Annotated in this window: 15 protein-coding genes; 7 read left to right on the forward strand and 8 right to left on the reverse strand. The window is 38.3% G+C overall.

The features are described from left to right. Positions 1 to 15: 15 nt before the first annotated feature. The 5 genes from ACXAC4_RS07300 to ACXAC4_RS07320 form a co-directional block, all read right to left on the reverse strand. Entirely contained in the window at positions 16 to 855 is an 840-nt protein-coding gene (locus tag ACXAC4_RS07300; RefSeq protein ID WP_475160238.1) for a DMT family transporter, read from the reverse strand. Positions 856 to 969: 114 nt separating this feature from the next. Then, on the reverse strand, positions 970 to 1,398 hold the full coding sequence (locus tag ACXAC4_RS07305; RefSeq protein WP_475160239.1) for a hypothetical protein: 429 nt from the start codon (positions 1,396 to 1,398) through the stop codon (positions 970 to 972). 131 nt (positions 1,399 to 1,529) lie between these two features. Further along, positions 1,530 to 2,036 (reverse strand): GNAT family N-acetyltransferase, encoded by a 507-nt coding sequence (locus ACXAC4_RS07310; protein ID WP_475160241.1) that lies wholly within the window; start codon positions 2,034 to 2,036, stop codon positions 1,530 to 1,532. Next, complete coding sequence (locus ACXAC4_RS07315) at positions 2,033 to 2,350, reverse strand: heavy metal-binding domain-containing protein (protein WP_138482474.1); 318 nt, start codon at positions 2,348 to 2,350, stop codon at positions 2,033 to 2,035. Before ACXAC4_RS07315 ends, ACXAC4_RS07310 begins: the two co-directional genes overlap by 4 nt. A 146-nt stretch (positions 2,351 to 2,496) precedes the next feature. Then, the gene (locus ACXAC4_RS07320; RefSeq protein WP_475160242.1) at positions 2,497 to 2,976 is read right to left on the reverse strand and encodes a nuclear transport factor 2 family protein; all 480 of its coding nucleotides are present in this window, start codon (positions 2,974 to 2,976) and stop codon (positions 2,497 to 2,499) included. 104 nt (positions 2,977 to 3,080) lie between these two features. Here ACXAC4_RS07320 and ACXAC4_RS07325 point away from each other — a divergent pair, with 104 nt between their 5' ends. Beyond that, the gene (locus tag ACXAC4_RS07325) at positions 3,081 to 3,473 is read left to right on the forward strand and encodes a winged helix-turn-helix transcriptional regulator (RefSeq protein WP_475160244.1); all 393 of its coding nucleotides are present in this window, start codon (positions 3,081 to 3,083) and stop codon (positions 3,471 to 3,473) included. Positions 3,474 to 3,501: 28 nt separating this feature from the next. Here ACXAC4_RS07325 and ACXAC4_RS07330 read toward each other — a convergent pair whose 3' ends face one another. Then, positions 3,502 to 5,454, reverse strand: a complete 1,953-nt coding sequence (locus ACXAC4_RS07330; protein WP_475160245.1) for a methyl-accepting chemotaxis protein — start codon at positions 5,452 to 5,454, stop codon at positions 3,502 to 3,504. Positions 5,455 to 6,163: 709 nt separating this feature from the next. Here ACXAC4_RS07330 and ACXAC4_RS07335 point away from each other — a divergent pair. The 3 genes from ACXAC4_RS07335 (at position 6,164) to ACXAC4_RS07345 (ending at position 9,975) form a co-directional block, all read left to right on the forward strand. Further along, complete coding sequence (locus ACXAC4_RS07335) at positions 6,164 to 7,261, forward strand: ethylbenzene dehydrogenase-related protein (RefSeq protein WP_475160246.1); 1,098 nt, start codon at positions 6,164 to 6,166, stop codon at positions 7,259 to 7,261. Then, the gene (locus ACXAC4_RS07340; protein WP_475160248.1) at positions 7,258 to 7,908 is read left to right on the forward strand and encodes an Lcl domain-containing protein; all 651 of its coding nucleotides are present in this window, start codon (positions 7,258 to 7,260) and stop codon (positions 7,906 to 7,908) included. The genes ACXAC4_RS07335 and ACXAC4_RS07340 overlap by 4 nt, the downstream gene beginning before the upstream one ends. Positions 7,909 to 8,007: 99 nt before the next feature. After that, on the forward strand, positions 8,008 to 9,975 hold the full coding sequence (locus ACXAC4_RS07345; protein ID WP_475160249.1) for a pre-peptidase C-terminal domain-containing protein: 1,968 nt from the start codon (positions 8,008 to 8,010) through the stop codon (positions 9,973 to 9,975). Between the two features lie 103 nt (positions 9,976 to 10,078). On the opposite strand, the gene ACXAC4_RS07350 is transcribed toward ACXAC4_RS07345, so the two are convergent. Together ACXAC4_RS07350 and ACXAC4_RS07355 are read right to left on the reverse strand one after the other, a co-directional pair. Continuing rightward, positions 10,079 to 10,762, reverse strand: coding sequence for a PKD domain-containing protein (locus tag ACXAC4_RS07350; protein WP_475160250.1), 684 nt, complete (start codon positions 10,760 to 10,762; stop codon positions 10,079 to 10,081). Between the two features lie 113 nt (positions 10,763 to 10,875). Then, complete coding sequence (locus tag ACXAC4_RS07355) at positions 10,876 to 12,705, reverse strand: cholesterol oxidase substrate-binding domain-containing protein (RefSeq protein WP_475160252.1); 1,830 nt, start codon at positions 12,703 to 12,705, stop codon at positions 10,876 to 10,878. Positions 12,706 to 12,970: 265 nt separating this feature from the next. Between ACXAC4_RS07355 and ACXAC4_RS07360 the strand changes: the two genes are divergently transcribed. From ACXAC4_RS07360 to ACXAC4_RS07370, 3 genes are all read left to right on the forward strand, one after another. After that, complete coding sequence (locus tag ACXAC4_RS07360) at positions 12,971 to 14,149, forward strand: MerR family transcriptional regulator (RefSeq protein ID WP_475160254.1); 1,179 nt, start codon at positions 12,971 to 12,973, stop codon at positions 14,147 to 14,149. A 34-nt stretch (positions 14,150 to 14,183) separates the two neighbouring features. Next, positions 14,184 to 14,720, forward strand: coding sequence for a DUF924 family protein (locus ACXAC4_RS07365; protein WP_475160256.1), 537 nt, complete (start codon positions 14,184 to 14,186; stop codon positions 14,718 to 14,720). Between the two features lie 143 nt (positions 14,721 to 14,863). Continuing rightward, positions 14,864 to 16,189, forward strand: coding sequence for a leucine-rich repeat-containing protein kinase family protein (locus ACXAC4_RS07370; RefSeq protein ID WP_475160258.1), 1,326 nt, complete (start codon positions 14,864 to 14,866; stop codon positions 16,187 to 16,189). Positions 16,190 to 16,224 lie beyond the last annotated feature (35 nt).

Consider the following 16,224-nt stretch of genomic DNA (forward strand, 5'->3'; position numbering starts at 1 on the left):
AGTTAATATGTTGATTTATTCTTTGGATTTCTCAAGCGAAACTAATAAAACGCCCCCTAAAATAAGAAGTGAAGCTATTATAAGGCGTGTAGATATAGGCTCCGATAAAAACAAAAAACCACCAATAGCAGCGATAATAGGTACTAAGAGCTGAGAGGCGGCTGCTTGAATACCAGTTAATAGTGGCAAAGCCTTATACCAAATTATATAACCGATACCTGATGTGACAACGCCAGATACGATTGCAGAGATAAGACCTTTGCCTGTGATAGAGTTGTAATCAACAAAGGGGAGTGCCAAAATTGCTAGTGGTAAAGTTCTGATAAAGTTCATAGAAGTTTCTACACTAGGCTGCCTCGACCCTTTACCTGCAAGTGTATACAAGCCCCATGCGATCCCAGACAACGACATAAGAACAAAGCCAAAGAGAGAGGGGGTTGTTAACGTTGGAAAAACCAGATAAATAAACCCGATAAGTGCAGTCAACAAGCCTATCAATGCAAGCGTTGAGAAGCGCTCTCCTGATAACTTAGAAATAGTTAACATGCACAGTTGAACTGAACCAAAAAGTATTAATGCACCGGTGCCAGTATCTAAAGTGAGATAGGCAAAAGAAAAACAAATTGCATAGATAAACAACATAATTGATGACCACCAACTACCATAATTCAGAGGTGATTTATCAGTACGTTTATTAAAGAAAACCAAAAAATATAAGAATATAGCTGCAGAAATTAACCGTATTACTGTGAAGCCAGCAGCATCTATTTGTTTTTCGCCTAATGCAATTCTGCACAATATAGAGTTTCCTGCGAATGCAATAAGCGCAATAAATGTCAGAACACTTGATTTCAATATTCAGACCTTTTTTTTCATATCCGAGCAGAATAAGACAGTTAATGAATGAAGTTTATTTCGTTGTTTTGTGATTTTTTGAAAAATGATGAATACTGCTGTACTTGGTACTCATTAAGAAATAAAAGTAACCGTTGCTGGTAATCCATTCTTCAAGTGAGATTTCACATCTTCAAACTGCTCAGGTGGAAATTCAAATGCCGGCACAACACCGGGTTTTATTTGATTATAAGGCAATGAGAAAAAACTGGTTTTTCCACAAGTATCTAGCGCAACCTTTCGGATCTGATCCACTGGTACGCTGTCAGACCCAATATATAATACGTTGTCGTTAAAAGTCAGGTGATTAATTGGATCTTTCACGATTTGTTGTTTTTGATATTCGATTATACCATTTTTTGAATCGAACAAAAAAGGAAGCATTGTGAGATTTGAGATGACTGCGAAAGTGGCTAACTCAAATTCGATTAACCCGATTGCTGTGAGCAGAAGGTAGCAGGCAATAGACCCTAGCCAGAACAAAGAATATTTACCTATTTTCATCTTATTATCCTTTTAATGTTTGTGAATTTGTAAGTGCCTGCAAGTGCACCATTTTATTTTGATAAAATTTTTACACTGTCTGTTAGTTTCAGTGATACACGTTGACTTAATCTTGAATTAAATAAATCAATCTAGGTTTTCAACTTTACGAATAAGTGATTATCGTAAAATGTGCCATCTTTAAATATCGCACTTTTCAAAACTGCTTCTTGGTGGAATCCGGATTTAAGCAACACTTTCTTTGACGGCATATTTGGTTCAAACACTGCTGCAAAAATTCTGACAATAGGCGTCGTTCTAAAAACTTCGGTAGTTATTAACTCGATAGCTTGAGACATAATGCCTTTTCCCCAATACGCATTATCTAACCAATAACCTAATTCGCCCGCGCGCTGGTATTCAAACTCACCAGGGTTAACGCCTATACAGCCAACAAATTTACCTTGATAGCAAATCGCTTTTACAAAACCTTGTTTACTTCCCTGATCGATCCACCAAATGGCATCTTCTTCTTTGTAAGGGGAAGGTATTTTGCTAGATAAATAGCGAGTGACATCAAGGTGGTTTAATACTGATATCAATTGAGTTTTGTCAGAAATTACAAAATCTCTTAAAGTAATGTCTTGCTGATTAATCATGGTTTAAGTTTAACTGCTGTACCAAAAACCATAATTTCAGAAGAACCATCCATAATGGTACTGGTTGTAAATCTAATACCAACGATGGCGTCTGCGCCTTTGTCAGCGGCACTTTGAACTAAACGCTCAATAGCAATGTCTCTCGCTTCACTTAGCATTTCGGTGTAGCCACGGATCTCTCCGCCGACAATGCCTTTTAAGCCCGCCATGATGTCACGGCCAATGTGCTTTGCTTGAACGACGTTGCCGGTTACTACACCAACAATGCTTTCAATTTCTTTTCCTGGAATGGTTTCAGTGGTCGAAAAAAGCATAAATACCTAAAGTTAAGATTATAATTTGTCCTAAAAATAAGAACACTTTTTGCTATAAAAGTAAATCGAGTTATCAAGCTAATTAGATATCAGTAAAGAGTTTTTAACTAAAATAGTCGGACAAAAATGTCAAACTAGTGTTGTGTTTAGAAGATGCCATTCTTGTTTAGTATTTTTCCGCCGGTCAGTAAGGCGTATAAACGCATAGAAAAACTGATCCCTTGCACTGCGTCCCAGTGTTCAACTAAGTCGTTGTTTTCAATTCTCCAAGTATCAATAATATTAAACCCTTGTTTCGGATTATTGCGATGTTTCGCTTTTAAAGTCACATGAGAGTGCAAGATTACATAATTGCCATCTACAAAAATGTTTTTCACATCGTAACTAAATTCAGGGGCATTTTTTGTAAGTGCTCTGATCGCAGAAATAACGCCTTTAATACCATCAGCGATGGTTTGATTATGTTGCTTATAACCATTCTTTCCATACTTAGCTAAAACTTTATCAAAGTTATGATCATTCATAAGAAGCTGAACAAAATCTACAGCTAGCAACGCTTTTTGATTGTCGTCTTCAGTCCAATGTGGTTTTACTAATTTATTAAATTGAATTTTAGGCGATGTCATATGAATCTCTCTCTGTGTATTTAACTTTCAAAATGCAAGTTAATTTATTTGCTTGCAAAGTGCAAGTTAAATTACAATGTAATTTAGAAATGAGGAAATAACTTATGAAACGTTCAGACTGTCCAATTTCGAAAGTATTAGACTTGGTAGGCGATAAGTGGAGCTTATTGATCTTAAGAGACATGCTCTTTTTTGGAAAAGAAACTTATTCAGATTTACAAAACTCTGATGAAAAAATGGCGACCAATATTTTATCCACACGTTTAGAAAAGCTAGAGCAAGACGGGCTTATTTCAAAACGTGTGAGTGAACAGGATAAAAGAAAGAAGCTTTATAAATTGACAGAAAAGGGCATTGATATGTTGCCAATTCTGTTAGATATGATTGTATGGAGTGCTAAATATGCTTCAGACACAGAAATTCCAGAAGGTCTGGTTGAAAAACTTAAACAAGACAGAGAAGGCGTGATTAAACATTTTAGTATCAAAAGTGAGTGAAGCTAAAAGTAAGCTTCACTCACTTAAGTTAGTTTATATCAAATCGACCAACGAGCCTGTTGAGGCTATTTGCAAGTTCTACTAATTGAGTTGCACCAGCAGAGAGGTTATCAGCAGCTTCTCCTACATGCTGAGCGGAATCGTTTACACCAGAAATGGTATGTTTAGTCTCACTTGCTGTATCACCTTGCTGTTTAGCTTGCTCAGCAATTTGCGCAATAAAGTTCTGCACTAAACGAACAGATTCAGCGATTTCGTCAAAACTTTGATGTGCTTGTTCCGAGCACTCTATGGCTTGCTCTGAGTCAGCGACACTAGACGTCATTTGTTGTGAAACACTTCGCGTTTGATCAATTAATTCGGTTAGTACTTTTTCAATATCTTGCGTCGCATCATGAGAGCGTTGTGCCAGTGTTCTTACTTCGTCGGCAACAACCGCAAAGCCTCGGCCTTGTTCTCCTGCACGGGCAGCTTCAATAGCGGCATTGAGTGCTAATAAGTTAGTCTGTTCTGCGATATTTCTAATTACTTCCAGAATATTAGTGATGTTATTTGATTGCTTCTCAAGGTCACTCATAGCACCTGCTGATTCTCCCAAAGAACCATGAAGCTGTGCAACTTGTGAAACCGTTTGCTTAATTAAATCATTACCATTTTGAGCATGAGAATCAGTCGTTTCAATCGCATTCAAAGCGTCACCACAGTTTTGGCTGATAGTTATGGCCATACTTTCTACAGACTCGGTGGTATGTGTTGCTTGCTGCGCCTGGTCTAGTTGCGTTTGGCAGCGTTGTCGAATCTCACTGATACGTGACTTTGAGCTTTGCGCTTCGTCATTTAAAGTAGCTGCATTGTTCTGAATGTCTTTAACCAATTCATTTATTGAGTTTAAGAATTGGTTGAACCATGAGGCAAGTTCGCTGATTTCATCGTTACCTATGACTTTAAGGCGTTTCGACAAATTACCTTCGCCTTGTGCTATTTCTTTTAAGCCTTCTGATACCATTTCAATTGGGTAGACAATTTTATTTGCTAACACTACTGCAATAATGACAAAGACGATTAACATGACCACAGCAATCACACTAATGCTGTAAGACATATTATAGGCAGAAGACAGAATTTCGTCTTCATCAATGATGGCGACAAACGTCCAATTCAATGCATCTGAATGGTACAACTGAGCAACCATGGTTTTATTGCTTGCTTCAATATTGATCAAAGGCTGATTTTTATTCGTTCTGATCGCATTGAAAATAGGTGAATTTAACTTGTTAATTGATTTGAAGTTGTTATTAGGGTTTTTAGGATCGGCTAGGACTGTGCCTTGACCATCCAATAACATCAAATACCCAGTTTCACCTAAACGAATGTTGCTCACAATGTCAGTGAGTGTAGATAAGGTAACATCTAACGACTGTACACCTATCGTTTGCCCAGACTTTTTAATTGCCGTTGCCACACTGACCATAGCCTGACCTGTTACACCTTGATATGGCTCAGTGACAATGACTTCATTTGGATTTTGCGTAACTTGTTTGTACCAAGGACGTTTACGAGGGTCGTAATTTCCTAAGGGTTCGGCAGGATATTGAATAAAACCACCGTATTGGGTACCTAAGTAAACAAATAAGAGTTCTTCATGGGTTTGACCGAAAGATTCAAACAACTCAAAAATTTCAGCTTCTTCTTTTCCTGCTGAGCGCGGATCCATCATTTTTTCGGCGTCAAAGTAAGTAGATGTGTTTTCAGAAACAGAAGTAACAGTGCTACTTTGCGCTAAAAATCGCGCATTATTCTTCATTTGATCAAAAAATAGATTGAAGGTGTTTTCGACCTGTCGTATCTCACTGTTTGAGCTATCGATGAAGCGCTCTAAAGATTCGGTTTTGGTTTGTGAAATGCTCACAATTGAAATTGCTAAAATAGGGACAATCACGGTTAAAACAAAGCTGGCTATCAGCTTTTGGCGCATTCTCATAAATATCACCTCCCGGGTTATTATTTTTATTGTAGATGATTTATTTGAATACTATGGGGAATTAGGGGTATTTGGCAACAGTTAACGATTATTTAACTATATTTTTGTCACTTATTCCATTTTGTTTAGTTGTGACTGAATTATTACACATAAAAATATAAGAGAAATGTAATTTTTTTGTAAATAAATTCATTTAGTGTGTGGCTCCAATTTTGATACAGCCAAGTGGATAAACAGTTTGCAAGTGAAAAGAGCCAATCGACACCTTTTTATTATTCTGCATTTAATCGTTATGATTTCCGTAACGCTCTCATTGATTACAGGTTTGAGAATCAGTTTATTACAGTATGATCACTTTTCATTTCTAGCCCCTGTTTTGCCGCAAGGTAAAATGCACACCGTTCACTATTATTCTGGCGTTACACTTGCTTTAGCGAGTGCTTGTTTTATTCTTTACCGTTTAAGGTTTGAACATAAAACAACAAATAATAAGTATCACCAGTCAGTAAATTGGTTTGGCTATATCGTTCTTCTTTTTTGTTTAATCTCGGGATTTACCCGATGGTTAGATTTAGCCAATGTATGGCTTTCAACTGTCCATTACCTGAGTGCTTTAGCGTTCATACTCTTCTTGATATTGCATAGTTACGTTCACTTCTTAACATTAGGCAAAAAATTAGTAAGTAAACTCTTCCAAATAAAAGCGATAGTGAGATTTAAATGGCATCTCATTAGTTTTTGCTTGCTGGCAGGTACAGGCGTATTTATTTTTGATCAGAATAAATTTCTAAGCTTTCAGGTGTTACCACTTGAACATTCAGATTTTATTGCAATTGATGGGCAAGATTCAGAGCCTTTTTGGCAAAACATCAAATGGAAAACAATTAACACCTACGGTGGGGCAAACTTCAATAACGGTTATACACCGGTACAAATAAAGATTGCCAGCAACGATGTCGAGAGCTACTTCTTATTTCGTTGGCAAGATGAGACTAAAAGCCTAACCCATCTACCATTGGTTAAATTAAACCAACAGTGGCAAGTGAAGCAGCAAGGCTTCCATACATTCAATGAAACTCGCTATTACGAAGATAAATTTGCAGTCCTGCTTAGTCAGAGTTGCGACCATGGCGGCGATGGCACAGCGCATTTAGGCAAGTCACCTATCAAAGGCAAACCTGCGAATTGGCACGGCAAAGGCTACCATGGAGCACTCGATGGCAGAGTGCGTGACCTTTGGCATTGGAAAGCCCTACGCACTAATGACATGGTACAGATGGATGACAATGTAATAGCGAATCCAAGAAAAGCAAAACCCGGAGATAGGAGGTACACAGCTGGCTACTTTGCTGATGGTAAAGAAAGTGGTGCGTATGTAATGAATTGGCTTTGGTACGGCAAAGACAAAATCACTCCTAAGCGATTGCCATTACCTGAATATCAATACATGTATAAAGCTGATAACCAACATATTGAACAAGCAGTATTACCTTGGTTCTCAAGTACACCTTATAAACCATTACTAGATACCTACCCTGAAGGCACTTTATTAAGCTCAGTACTTTATCGTTCGAATCGTTTTGAAGGAGACCGAGGCGATGTCACAGCAAAAGGTCATTGGCAAGACGGATATTGGACATTAGAAGTCGCGAGAAGGAACAAAACAGGTTCTGAATATGACGTGGCGTTAGAGCAGGGGGTTTGCTTGTGGGTCGCCGCTTTTGACCATGCGCAAATCGCACACACTCGTCATCAAAGACCATTGAAATTGGATTACTCGGCACTGAGTCAAAAAGGCAAGTTATGATACTTAAACGATTATTACTTTCTATTGGTTTTTTTACAGTTTGCTTAGCTGCTGGGCATTTAATTCAGAGTGAGCCGAGTATACCCCTAGAAAATAAATTTTATAAAGTTGGTAATGATGGTCAGTTGATGGCTGCATGGAAGGGACCTTGGGCTTGCGTTTACGATGAAAACCAAAATCTGTTATGGGAAGTGAAGCGAGACGATGAATCCATCCATGACGGTTACTGGAGTTATTCGTGGTTCAACGACCAAATTGGCGTAAAAAATAGCGGCGATTGTTATTTTGAGTCTGAACGATGTGATACTCAAGACTTGATCCGACAAGCTAATCAACACGGGCTTTGCCAAGTAACAGGCTGGCGCTTACCGACACAACAAGAAGTAGAAGCAATTTTACAAACTCAAGATAAACCTCAGCAAGCAATGCTTTCTACAGATTATTTTCGTCATATTAAAGCGGGCGATTATTGGACACAAGACGCAGAGCAACCTTTAGAAGGGCATTATCGCCATCTAGATAAAGGAGCGATTGCAGTCGATTTTTATCAAGGGCGTTTTCATACTCTTCCCTACAGAAATGCTGCATTTGTGATGTTAGTAACTTCCGAATTACCCAATTCGATTAAGGAGGCTAATGCACAATAACCCCGTCTTTTGAATACCACCCCTTAAAATAGACCACTTAATTAAGAGGATTGGTATAAGACGATTTTTTAACAGCAATATCAATACTAAGGAACAACTATGAAAAATTATAGCAAGGTCGCTATATCATTTGCTTTGCTTAGTGCGTTTAACGCGCAAGCAGGCAGTAAATATCATCGTCTCATTTGGGATAACGCCCCACAAAGTCAAGCGACTATCGGCTTCACACCTGATGGCAGTACAAATCATTATGTCAAATATGGTGTGTCGACAGATGAGTCTTTATGGCAAAGAAAGAACGTGACAGCTAGCCATACCTTTGATGGTTCTTTACAAAGTAAATTTGTAAAGCTTATAGGGCTATCAGCGAATAAAGCCGTGTATTATCGCGTCTGTGATGATTCGGGCTGCGGTCAACGTCTATGGTTCAAAACAGCCCCCAATGACAACTCACCCTTTGTCGCAATCGCTGGTGGAGATACACGTACTGGATGGACGAATCGACAAAATGGCAATAAGTTAGTTGCTAAGATCCGTCCACTGTTTATCATGCATGGCGGCGACTATACCAATGCTAACACAGCTTCTGAAATGAGCAGTTACCTCAATGATTGGCAACTTACTTTCTCTTCAGATAGCATCGACGGGCTGAATTACAAACGGATCTACCCGTTTGTTGCCACACATGGTAATCATGAAGATGATAACTACAAAACACTATGCCAAGTGTTTGGTGTGGATTACGACAACAATAATGTCTGTGACGCGAAAGACACCTATGGTGCATTTAACGTTTCGCCATTATTACGTGTATATACGTTAAATTCTCAATATAAAAACTCGGGCTGGTCAAGTTATGCAACAGCAATGAATAATTGGTTGCAACAAGACCTGCAAAGCTCTGGTGGCTCAGTAAGTTGGCGTATAGCGCAATACCATAAGCCAATGTTCCCGCATTATTCAGGTAAATCAGACAACACCATTTTGCATACTTGGTGGGCAAATCATTTCTATAACCATAAAATGAATTTGGTGGTTGAATCTGATACACACATCAACAAAGTGACACAAGCACTGAAACCAAGTGGTAACAATTTTACGAGTACAACCAGTGGCGGTACTGTGTTTGTCGGAGAAGGTAGTTGGGGGGCGCCTGCTCGAAGTGCCAACGATCCTAAATCTTGGACGATTGATCTTGCCAGTATTCAACAATTCAAAGTGCTTACGGTATCAAGTGATAAGCTTGATGTGAGAACAGCACAATTTAATTCTACTGCAAACACACTTTCAAAAGCAGAACGCGATGCAAATCCAACCTTGCTACCCAATAATGTTAATTGGTGGTATGCATCAGGGGCAGGTGATGTACTTAACTTAGTTAAAGCGACTAACGGATTAACTAAAATTGATACAGGTGTTATTGATCCACCCGTGGGTGATACGGAGTTAACAAGTGGTGTTGCTGCAGCAAATATCAGCGGTAGTAAATCGCAAGAGCTCGGTTTTTATATTGACGTGCCTGCTGGTCAAAATGCTTTATTAGTTGAAATGTCTGGGGGCACTGGTGATGCCGATATGTATGTGCGTTATGGCAGCAAACCAACGTCGAGTACATACGACTGCCGCCCTTATAAAAATGGCAATAATGAAACTTGTAGTATTGATGCTGTGCAAACGGGTAAATACTATGTGGTCGTTAAAGGTTACAGCGCATTTAGTGGTGTGAGCTTAAAAGCAACCTATAGCAATAATGGTGGCGGCGATAATGGCGGGTCTGATACCTTTACAAACCTGTCTGCGAGTACCGGTAAATGGCAATATCGAAGTGCAACTTTACCAAGTGGTGTAAGCAAAATGACGGTCACTATTTCTGGTGGCACTGGCGACGCAGACCTATATGTTAAAAGTGGTTCTGCACCCAATAGTTCCAGTTATGAATGTCGTCCTTATAAAGATGGTAACAGTGAGACATGCACGCTCACAAACCTAAAAGAAGGCGAGTGGCACTTTGGCGTAAAAGCCTATAAAGCCTATTCGGGTGTAACTTTAAGTTATAGTTATGAATAAAGCTTAAGAAAATGCAACGTGAGAAATCAATGTAAAACTGACTTCTCACTTTTAAGCAGCCTTTTAAATTACAAAAGCGTTTTTTTAATAATAGTATGACAGATTATGGACATATAAGGCTTGTAAGCGCAGTTATGGATACTGAAATACTTTTGGTGGTTGTAACTCCGCCATCATCAGTGACAGTTAAAGAGATAGTGACTACTTCATTTTTGACAACTAAGGGGGCAGTGATATCAATAGTAGGTTTTTCATTGTTTGTGAGAGTAATTTTTGGCCCCGAGGTTTGAGTCCATTTATAACTTGTAATATTGCCGTCACTATCGCTCGCTTTTGCTGTTAAAGTAAACTTGCTCCCTGCTAGAACTTCATCTGCTGAACTAGTGATTTTTAAGATAGGTGAAGCATTAGCCAATATAGATATAGTAACACTTTTAGTGGTTGTTGCGCCGCCATTATCAGTAACTGTCAATGACATAGTAAGCTGTTCATTTTTCTCTACTAAGGGGGAAGTGATAGTAATTTTAGGTTTTTCATCGTTAATAAAAGTAACTTTTGTTCCCGCAGTTTGAGCCCATTTATAACGCGCGACTTTACCGTCACTATCGCTCGCTATTGCTGTTAAAGTGAATTCTTTTCCCGCTTGCACTTTATCTGCTGAGCTCTTGATAGTTAAGACAGGGGAAACATTTGTCTTATTATTTAAATTATCGCCAGTACTACTTGTACCGCCACACCCAAATAAAACAAAACAAAATATTGTGAGCAAAAGTGGTAAACGCATCATTACTCCTTTTAAAGGTTAAGATGTCTAAAATGGTATACACAAGAAAAGCATTATTATTTGATTACAAGAGTGAGTGAACAGTCTAACTGGTAGAGACTGCTCACCCGAATCCATTAATTTTTTAATACATCATTTAATATTTTGCTTCGCAATATTGAGTATGGGTCATACTTTTTCAGAGCCAGAGATGTTTCACTCAGGCTGCGGCTCGCGTTTGAAAATGTTTTAGGCAATGTATTTTCAATAAAATCAGCGTTTTGCCAAGCTCCTTTTTTGTTGTAAGCCCAGCCTTTAGACCACTCTACGCGAATTTGATCTGCAGGAAGTTGTTTGTATAGCCACTGTTCAATCTCAGTAAAAAACTCTGCCATGCCTTTCATTTTGCTAAATGACAATAAGTCTAGCCAAATCACAGTATCAAGCTTTTTATTTTTAGAAGCTGTTGTAGCTGAAAGTGCTGGAGGTCTTGAGCCCGAAGGCAGGCCCTCAGTATTATCAACTTCTGTTACTCGGATTTCCATTGGGCCAGCTGTAGGGTAAAGATCTCTCTCTTTATAACTAGACTCAAGAGTTAGATATTTTTGGGTAAACTTAGCAAGAAAAGATTGAATATCTTCTCTAGGTAATAAAACTGCGTACCCATTTGCTGTTACCCTTAAGGTGTTTTTCCTAACATATACAAGCATTTTCCATGCGGGTCCCCATAAGTCATGACTTTGAGTGAGACTAGGAAGGATATTAGTTTGACTACTCGAGTGCTCTATAAAAGATTTAAAAGGGTTTAAGTCAGTTTTAGACAAAGGCTGTTCAGTAGAGCTTGCAAGTTTACAAGCACCTTTAAATATATTTTCTAAATTAGCAGAGCCCTCTAACGCGTTTTTCGTAATTGACAATTGCGTTTGTCCAAAACTTGGGACTGATTTAGGATTTCGGACTAAATAATCTTTAATTATTTCAGAAATCTCTAATGGAATATTGTCACTGAAAGGGTAATTGTAGGCTGTTAATACAGGGCGGGAGCTAATTGGTTTAGTCGGTTCATTAGACCACACCTTAAGCCAAGGATATTCAGTATTCGGGAACCAAATGACTTCAAGCCTACCATGTTTATCCAATATATTAGACAGTGCATGTATACTATTGTTAGCAGATTCAGTAAACATATCTTTGTAATGAATATTAGTAAAGCTTTGGCAGCGAAGGTAGTAACCGGGTAATACTTTAAAACTTACTTTGGTAATGATAATAGAGCCTAGAGAAGTTAAAAAAAGATCACAATCTGGATCGGTTCTAGTGAATGTTTTTAATTTATATGCAAAGCCGTCCCATACAAGAGCTGTCAATGAAAGAACGCTATTACTAATACAGCCATTAAAATCCTCGTTCTCTGTAGAACCTTTATATTTAACTTTTGTTCCATGACCTCCAATTGCAAGCATGCCACCAACAGAAAGATCTCCAGGTGCAGGGGTATTTGAGAATGCATAACCATCGGGGCATCCATTGATAGGATCTTTTTGTTTTTCTAAAAAATCATATAAGGACTCAGCCATACAACCAGCGCCAACACTGACAACGCCATAATCAGGATTAGCTTCAAGCATTTCTAAACTATTTAATTCAGATAGGTCAAGTAGCATTAAATCACTGTCAACTTCGTCTTCTGAAATAATTAAAGGAGACCAATTGTGCATAGAGCCAAATGCTTTCATCCTATAATTATTACTTTTGACCCACAGAGCAATGTCTTCTAAATCTTTTTCTGCACGAACTTTCATTGCTAAGACATTGTACTTTTTTATATCTTGTGACCAGTTGATATAAGTCACTCTGAATACTTCACTTTCACAACCAGTCAGTAAAGCAGCCATCGGTAAAGAGGACAAAGCAATTGCTGTAAAAGCAAGCTTACCACCACTTTTCAAAAAATCTCTTCTATTCATAATTACTAACTCGCTATTCAGTAAAGTGTAACTAAAGAGTAATATGCTATCTTGAAAACCGGGAAGCGGATTTAACTGAAGTAAATGATAAATAAAGCTTATTCATGATTGTTAAGGTTTGATAATTTGTGCGTGTTTTTTATATTGAGGGCTATAAATCGTTCCGCTTAACTTGACCTGTCTATAGCTATACACTTTATGCTCTCATTATCAAAACAAGCTAATCTTAAATACGCTTTAATTAATTTATTCAGAATGGGCTTATATGTTTTTAATCTCAGAGCTTGCAAAACGAGTAGGTGTATCAAGAACGACCTTGTTGTACTACGAGAAATTAGGTGTCATTAGAGGTCAACGCTTAGACAATGGTTATCGTGTTTACACCGAATTGGATGCTCAGCGTTTAACTTTAGCCATGCAGTTACAAGCTGGTGGATTATCACTTAAAGAATGTATTGCCTGTCTAAATGGCAAAATAGATAAAGATTTTTTAAGTAAAAGGCTGCGTTTGTTAGATGAAGAAATAGTGCAAAAACAGAAAGCGAGAGAATTACTTTCTGGTTTACTGGGTGAGAGTTCTAATCGTGATTTTCATGCGCAATTAAATGAACTTGCGCCACAAGCGCACTATGAATGGTTATTACAGCAGGGCTTTACTGAAAAAGAAGCGCAAAGAATAAGGTGGTTATCAAAAGATATGAATACACACGACCAATATATGCAAGATTTCCTAACCGTTTTTGAACCTTTGACGCGTTGGGGACCCGGAGACGACAGTGAGACGCTCAAAGCGATTTTACATATTCCGAGTAAGGCAAGTAACATTTTAGAAATAGGCAGTGGTAAAGGTTTATCGACTTGTTTATTGGCAGAGCACTCTAATGCGCAGATCACAGCCATAGATAATGAACCCATCGCGGTCACAAACTTAGCTGAGTTGATTGAAAGCAAGAGTTACGCTGAACAGGTTACTCCCATCTGTGCGAGTATGTCTGAACTGCCATTTAAGGCACATAGTTTTGATGCAATTTTGGCAGAAAGCTGTGTCTATATTATGGGTTTTGAAGAGGCCCTAAAGCACTGGCAAGCTGTACTCAAGGCAGATGGTTTGATTATTGTCAGTGATTTAGTTTGGCTAACTTCGAAGCCAAATGAAAAGTATCAATCATTTTGGTCGACTGAATATCCAGCAATGACAAACGTTGATACGCGTTTGATGCAAGCTAAAAAGCTGGGTTTTGAAGTGTTAGATGACTTTACAATTAGTGCTAAAGCTTGGCAAAACTATTGGCAACCTTTGCAAGCAAGAGTGAATGCGCTAAAAGCCAGTATGCCAGAGTCACAAGCAATCAAAGATATTCAAAGAGAGCTCGATATTTATCAATCACATGATGGGTCGCAGTTCGGTTATCATTTCTTTGTGCTAAGAAGAAGTGCGTTATAAAGTTAAGCATAAATAGTTAGTTAGGATGTTCGTTATGTATCAACAAGTACTCGATTTTTGGTTTAATGAAATCTCACCAAAGATGTGGTGGCAAAAAGATTTAGCGTTTGATACTGAAATTGTTCGACGCTTTGGCGCATTACATCAACAAGCGGTTCTAGGAGAGTTGTTTGAATGGCGAGAGAATGCAGAGTCTAGTCTTGCAGAAGTGATTGTACTAGATCAATTTTCCAGGAATATACATCGAGATACGCCACAAGCTTTTGCTGCAGATCCGCTCGCCTTGGCACTTGCTCAGCAAGCCATTAAAAATGGTTTTGATAAATTAGTTGTGGTTGATAAACGCAGCTTCTTTTATCTGCCATTCATGCACAGTGAATCAAAACGCATTCATGAAGAAGCAGTAAAGCTCTATACGGCACATGGTAATGAAAATAATCTAGAGTTCGAGCTGAAACATAAAGTGATCATAGACAGATTTGGCCGTTATCCACATCGTAATGAAATTTTAGGCAGAGAATCTACCCAACAAGAAATCGCTTTTTTGCAAGAACCAGACTCGAGCTTTTAGGCTTTTATAAACTAACTCACAAAGCGCGTGTAAATCGCGCTTTGTTTCCTTTGAACATAAAGAATAGAATATGCTTAGTCATTACTGAATCATTGAAGAAGATAAGTTAAACTCTCGCCTTTATTTTTAGGAGGCGAACAAGCGTGATCTCAGGACTAACAGCAGCAGAGCAACAATGTCATAATCTAAATGATTTAAAAGCAGGGAAGTACCAAGGTTATAAAAGGCTGCAATTAGTCGAAGGCTTATCTGAATTCCCTGAAGAAATTCTTTCTTTATCAAACACACTTGAAGTGTTAGATCTCTCAAATAACCTTCTATCAGAATTACCAGACAGCTTTGTTCAACTCAAAAACTTAAAAGTACTATTTTTATCGTTTAATCAGTTTAAAGTTTTCCCTGAGGTATTAGGGAAATGCATTAATTTAGATATGGTTGGGTTTAAATCGAATCAAATCAAGTCAATCAGTGAAACATCACTACCAAGAAACTTACGCTGGTTGATTTTAACCGACAATCGTCTAACTCAATTACCACAAAGCTTTGGTCAATTAAGTCAGCTAAAGAAGTTAGCATTAGCCGGCAATAAACTTACTGCAATCCCTGAAAGTTTTACACAGTGCAAGCAATTAGAGTTAGTTAGACTTTCAGCAAATGAACTAACTTCAGTCCCAGCGGGTTTATTTAAACTGCCAAAATTGGCATGGTTGGCGCTATCTGGTAATCCATTGGTTGGTGAGCACAAAGTACATTCAGGTATTGCCCAGTATGAGCAGCAAGATATTGTACTCAATGAGCAAATAGGTCAGGGCGCATCGGGTGTAATTTACCAAGGTAAATTAAATAATGCTGACACAGACATTGCTATTAAGGTATTTAAAGGTGGTAAAACCAGTGATGGTTATCCAGAAGATGAGTTAAATGCTTGCTTAACAGCGGGTCAGCATGAAAATCTAATCAATACATTTGCGCATATTTCAGAGCCAGATTTCTTGGCCTTACTTATGGATTTAATACCAAAAGGTTATGAAAGCCTTGGCCTGCCACCAAACTATGAAACCTGTACAAGAGACACATTTGTCGAAGGCACGCAATTTTCTATTGAAACAATCAGCAACACTGCTAAACAGTTAGCAGATGTATTATCGCATTTACATAATCGGCAAGTCAGTCATGGTGATTTCTACGCGCATAATACAATGATTGATGCACAGGGACATGTGATGTTCGGTGATTTTGGTGCTGCGACTCAGCTACATAACCTTTCTGAGATTCAGCAACAGCAATTTGAACGTATTGAAGTCAGAGCGTTTGGTAACCTGTTAGATGATTTGCTGACACAAAGCCAGCTAAATGAAAGTGATAACAGTACGATAGCTAAGCTAATATCCCTTAGAGATGCATGTTTGAATGACAATATTACGCTTCGACCAAACTTTGCAGACATCAAAGTTTTATTGGCTGAATAAGCTCTCAAATTATATTTGCAAAATAAATCAATCAG

Source organism: Pseudoalteromonas sp. AWM4_233 (genome assembly GCF_056158285.1).

Excerpts from the sequence above, each read along its gene's own strand:
- ACXAC4_RS07305 (WP_475160239.1), bottom strand. The coding sequence starts at position 1,398 with ATGAAAATAGGTAAATATTCTTTGTTCTGGCTAGGGTCTATTGCCTGC.
- ACXAC4_RS07310 (WP_475160241.1), bottom strand. The coding sequence starts at position 2,036 with ATGATTAATCAGCAAGACATTACTTTAAGAGATTTTGTAATTTCTGAC.
- ACXAC4_RS07315 (WP_138482474.1), bottom strand. The coding sequence starts at position 2,350 with ATGCTTTTTTCGACCACTGAAACCATTCCAGGAAAAGAAATTGAAAGC.
- ACXAC4_RS07320 (WP_475160242.1), bottom strand. The coding sequence starts at position 2,976 with ATGACATCGCCTAAAATTCAATTTAATAAATTAGTAAAACCACATTGG.
- ACXAC4_RS07325 (WP_475160244.1), top strand. The coding sequence starts at position 3,081 with ATGAAACGTTCAGACTGTCCAATTTCGAAAGTATTAGACTTGGTAGGC.
- ACXAC4_RS07330 (WP_475160245.1), bottom strand. The coding sequence starts at position 5,454 with ATGAGAATGCGCCAAAAGCTGATAGCCAGCTTTGTTTTAACCGTGATT.
- ACXAC4_RS07340 (WP_475160248.1), top strand. The coding sequence starts at position 7,258 with ATGATACTTAAACGATTATTACTTTCTATTGGTTTTTTTACAGTTTGC.
- ACXAC4_RS07345 (WP_475160249.1), top strand. The coding sequence starts at position 8,008 with ATGAAAAATTATAGCAAGGTCGCTATATCATTTGCTTTGCTTAGTGCG.
- ACXAC4_RS07350 (WP_475160250.1), bottom strand. The coding sequence starts at position 10,762 with ATGATGCGTTTACCACTTTTGCTCACAATATTTTGTTTTGTTTTATTT.
- ACXAC4_RS07355 (WP_475160252.1), bottom strand. The coding sequence starts at position 12,705 with ATGAATAGAAGAGATTTTTTGAAAAGTGGTGGTAAGCTTGCTTTTACA.
- ACXAC4_RS07360 (WP_475160254.1), top strand. The coding sequence starts at position 12,971 with ATGTTTTTAATCTCAGAGCTTGCAAAACGAGTAGGTGTATCAAGAACG.
- ACXAC4_RS07365 (WP_475160256.1), top strand. The coding sequence starts at position 14,184 with ATGTATCAACAAGTACTCGATTTTTGGTTTAATGAAATCTCACCAAAG.